Annotated in this window: 5 protein-coding genes and 1 pseudogene; all 6 read right to left on the bottom strand. The window is 69.1% G+C overall.

Annotated elements, in window-relative coordinates; all coding sequences use genetic code 11:
• Positions 1 to 147: 147 nt before the first annotated feature.
• Positions 148 to 309, bottom strand: a complete 162-nt coding sequence (locus FL311_RS41590; RefSeq protein WP_153882728.1) for a hypothetical protein — start codon at positions 307 to 309, stop codon at positions 148 to 150.
• Between the two features lie 23 nt (positions 310 to 332).
• Positions 333 to 1505 carry a hypothetical protein gene (locus FL311_RS41585; RefSeq protein ID WP_141333150.1) on the bottom strand — a complete coding sequence of 391 codons (1173 nt, stop codon included), beginning with the start codon at positions 1503 to 1505 and terminating at the stop codon, positions 333 to 335.
• Positions 1502 to 2254: an ABC transporter ATP-binding protein gene (locus tag FL311_RS44605; RefSeq protein ID WP_194869607.1), complete on the bottom strand. Its 753-nt coding sequence runs from the start codon at positions 2252 to 2254 to the stop codon at positions 1502 to 1504. Before FL311_RS44605 ends, FL311_RS41585 begins: the two co-directional genes overlap by 4 nt.
• Entirely contained in the window at positions 2251 to 3168 is a 918-nt protein-coding gene (locus tag FL311_RS44600; protein ID WP_194869606.1) for a hypothetical protein, read from the bottom strand. Before FL311_RS44600 ends, FL311_RS44605 begins: the two co-directional genes overlap by 4 nt.
• A complete protein-coding gene (locus tag FL311_RS44595; RefSeq protein WP_194869605.1) occupies positions 3165 to 3881 on the bottom strand; it encodes a DUF5819 family protein in 717 nt (238 codons plus the stop codon). Before FL311_RS44595 ends, FL311_RS44600 begins: the two co-directional genes overlap by 4 nt.
• A 77-nt stretch (positions 3882 to 3958) precedes the next feature.
• Positions 3959 to 4162 (bottom strand): annotated as a pseudogene (locus FL311_RS41575) (hypothetical protein); the annotation flags it as partial.

Genomic DNA, 4162 nt, shown 5'->3' with positions numbered 1-4162 from the left:
GGGGAGGGCCTGGGCGCCGATGCTGGCCGGGTGGTCGCCTGCCCTGACGTGGGCGGTGCGAGCGCCGGGGCTTGCTGACGGCTCAGCACGAGCGCCGCGAGCGCCGCGACGAACACCGCGATGGCAATGCCTCTCATCCCGCGCACTTCACTCCTCGGGCACCACGAAGGCCGCGGGGTTGCTCACCGTGAGCTCGACGTGACCACAGCGAGGACACACGTGGACGGAGGTCTCCACGCCCTTGCGCAGGCGGGAGCGACCCGGCGGGGTGACACGCAGCCGGAGAATTCCGATGGACGCGGGTGTCATGCGGACATTGCAACGCAGACAATTCATCCTCTTCCCCAGAGCCAGGACGCCACGAGCGCCAGGATGAGTAATGCCAGTTGGCCCGCGATGCGTGGGCCTCGGTGGCGGAGGCAGTAGGTGAACGGGACGAGGAGCCCTGTTCCGGTCATGGCGGCGAGCCAGGATCCGTGCCCCCATCCTACCGCCACACAGACGGTCAGCGCGGGGGCGAGCGCCGCCAGTCCCCATGTCGCCAACAGTCGCGCACGGAAGCGCGCCCCGAGAGGCGCCAGACGCAGCCGGTCCGCAAGCGCCAGCTCGGGTGCGAGAACTCGGTCCAGTACCGCGGCGACTCCCGCCACGGTCAACAGTGCGCAGAGCGTCCAGCGCAGTTGGGGCCTGCCGAAGCCCACCACCGTGGCGGGAACCAGCGCCAGCAGCGAGGGCATCCAGGACGAGCGCAATGCGAGCCGTCCCCATCCTCCGTGTCCCCACCTCGGCTCCGGCGACCATCTGGGGGTCTCCGTCCCGCGCAGGACGTCCATGAAGGCGTGCAGGGCGCGCGCCCACAGCGGCGGCAGAACCAGGGGCGTCAGGACGAGGAACGACACCAGCGCGGGTGTCCCCAGTTCCAGCCGGACCAGGGCTCCGAACGCCATCATGGACAGGAACGCCAGCCAGCCGGAGAGCGCCCCCAGCACGCGGGCGCCGCGCTCCTTGCCGAGCCGCCGACCCAGGAAGGTCGCCATGCGGACCGAGGCCCATACGGCCCACCCCAGCGCGCAGCCTCCCGCCACGAGCATGCTGAAGGCCACCCACGGCGCCGCGCGCGAAGCGAGCAGCACGAAGGGCAGACCCACGCACGTCAACGGGCACAGCGCCGCGAGCAGGGTGGGCGTCAGCGCGATTCTCAGCGCATCCCGAGCACCCACGGGTGACAGGGCCAGCAGCCACGGCCCCTGGGGCCTGCCTAGCAACCGGGATAGGGCCACGCCGGCGGCGCCTGTCGCCAGCAGCAGGTTGAAGCCCACGAAGCCGCCCATCACGCCCACCCCGAGCCTTCGCGGCGAGGGAGGCGCGATGAAGAGGACGAACACGGACAGCCCCACGGCGAGCGCCAGCACGACAAGACCCAGGAGCCACCGCGTCCAACGCCAGGGGACGAGCTGGCGCAGCGCATGTCGGGCCTCGCCATGGGCCGCCAGCGCCCAGTTCATGCGACTCCTTCCCGAACCGCGCGGAGCGTCGCGTCCCGGCAGGCGCGTTGATAGAGCTTCGCGGTCCCCCCTTGTCTCGCCATCTCCGCGCGGTCGAACAAGTCCATCACCTGTCCGCGATGCAGCACCGCGAGGCGATCCACCAGCACATCGAGCACCTCGGGTTGATGATGGCTCAGCAGGATGCAGTCCCCCGCCTCGGCTCGCGCTCGAAGCAGTCCCCTCAGCCACAGGGCCGCGTCCAGGTCGAGCCCGTTGAAGGGCTCATCCAGCATGAGGACGGATGGCCGGTGGAGGAGCGCACAGCAAACAGAGAGCTTCTGCCGCATCCCGCGTGAGTAGCTCTCCACCCAGGCCTCGCGCACCTCCCACAATCCCGTGTCGCGCAACAGGGCCTCGGCCCACGGACGGGCCTGCGTGGCCGGGACTCCCCACAGCACGGCGAACTGGTTGAGGTTCTCCAGGGCGCTCAAGCGTGGATAGAGCAGGGGTTCGTCCGGGACGAAGCCCAGTCGCTGGCTGGCCTTGCTCGGGTTCGTGGCCACATCGATGCCCGCGACACGCACCTGGCCCGCCCTGGGTTTCAACAGGCCCGCCACGACGCGGAAGAGCGTGGTCTTCCCAGCCCCATTGGCGCCGAGCAGACCCAACACTTCTCCAGGACGCGCTTCCAGCGACACCTGGTCCAGCACGGCGGGCCCTTGCCCATGACGAAAGGACACGCCGCTGAGCTTCACTCCCGACATCATGACTCCTCCGTCGTGGGCACCGAGGCGCGAAACCTCGCTCGCAGCGCCTGCCCAAGGCGCTCCTTCCATCTTGCCGCCCGCGCATACTCCTCGTCCGTGAGCAGGAACAGCTCCAGGCCCATCATCGCGAGGGAGAAGCAGATGAGTCCCATGAAGCCGGCGATGCCCAGGTGCAGGAACAGGCCGAACGCCAGGAAGGGCAGCCGCAGCCGCGTCAGGACGGCGATGGGAAACCACAGCTGATAGAAGAGCGTGGTGTAGCTCGCGGCTGTCGTCAGATAGGGATTGTGGAAGAGCTGGCGCATCGAGGGGTGTGAGAACCACTCCACCTGGCTCACGAGGTACAGGGCGGTGCCGTTGCTCCACTTGTCCCCGGTGGCCTTCAAGAAGCCCGAGGTCAAGTAGAGCACGCAGACCTGGAGCCCGATGGCGAGGATGGCGATGTTGTGGAGCCAGACCTCCAACGAGCCACGGCGAGGGACCTTGTGGGCCGGCAGGGCGAACAGCATGTACGTCAGCACCAGGCGGGCGACGTTGTCTCCGCCATCCCCCAGCTCGGGCAATCGCGCCGCGAGGAACAGGGAAGACAGAAGCGCAACGGCCGTTGCCAGACGCGTCGACCAGCCGAAGACGAGGCTGATGGCGGCTGCGCCCATGAGTGTCACCAGGGCCGCGGGACCCCAGTCCAGGGTGTAGATTCCATCCGCGAGGCGTGCCACCGGCGCGCTCAGGAAGTCCTTGCTGGAGCCCTCGCCAAGGCCTTGTGGGCCCCAGAGATAGGCGGCGAAGCGGCCTTCCGTGCTGGCCCGGAAGAGCAGCATGAGCCCCAGGCAGAGCTGCAGCGCCCGCAGCCCGTGGCGCTGGTGGGGTTTGAGCGCGAGCCAGTCCCAGGCTTGTCGCAGCGCGGTCTTCATGTTCCCTGCGCCTCGTAGATGCCTGGCAGTGTGACGGTCTCGTCGAGCTTGAAGAGCCCCAGCTCGAAGTCCTGCTCCTTGGAGCGGCCCTCCGCGCGAGCCGACCAGGGCACCGCTCCACGCTCGCGGAAGCGGAGGGCCACGGCACTGAATCGTCTGTGGGGAAAGGCCTCGCGACAGAACGCGGAGCCGACGCGGCGGAACATCCGCGAGGCCAGCTCTCGGCGGGGCTTGAGGGCGATATCGCGCGCCTCGCACGCCCGGGTGTCACCCTTCTCGCAGGCTTCGTGGAAGGGGTACAGGTCTGGGCCGCCATTGAGATACGTGCGCAGCGAGTTCTGCAGCGGGCGCACCAGCCGTTCATAGGCGGAAAGTCGATGCCGCTGGGCCTGCTTGAAGTGCGCGGAGGAGACATCCTCCCAGCCCTCGCTGGGCAGGGGCCGCGAGGAGTCCTCGGGAACGTCCTCGGCGCTCAGACAGCGGACGAGCAGCACCTGCGTGCTCTGGACCGGCGTGGGCGCGAACAGGCTCCAGTTCTGTGGGAAGTAGGTCCCGATGGTGAGGTCGGCGGCGAAGCCAAGCTCCATCTTCACCGGGTTGAGAGGGAACACGTACAGGAGCGTCAGCGCGAAGTGGAGGATGAGCCCCACGAGCGTGGCGACACGTGTGGCGTGACCCAGCACCTGACCACAGCGAGCGAGCGGACGGAGCATGACGGTCCTGTTCGAGGCGAGGCCCCGGCACGCTCTTCCCGGAGGGTGCCGGCTCCTGAGTCATGGACGCGTGAGTGTCAATCGAGCGCGGTCGACGGTACGAAGGACGCGAGTGGATGCGCGCTGTCGCCCATCATGTAGGTCCAGGCCTGGGTCCCCGCGTAGTACGCCGCGCCGGACGCCGCACCGGAGACCGCGCCGACCACAGCGCCGCAAGCCGCGCCCACCGGCGAGCCGACCATCGCGGCCGTCACGGCGCCACCCGCCGCCCCCCCCGCGGC

The organism is Myxococcus sp. AB025B, from assembly GCF_006518215.1.
GTDB classification, from domain to species: domain Bacteria; phylum Myxococcota; class Myxococcia; order Myxococcales; family Myxococcaceae; genus Myxococcus; species Myxococcus fulvus.
This window is presented reverse-complemented; position numbering and strand designations above follow the sequence as displayed.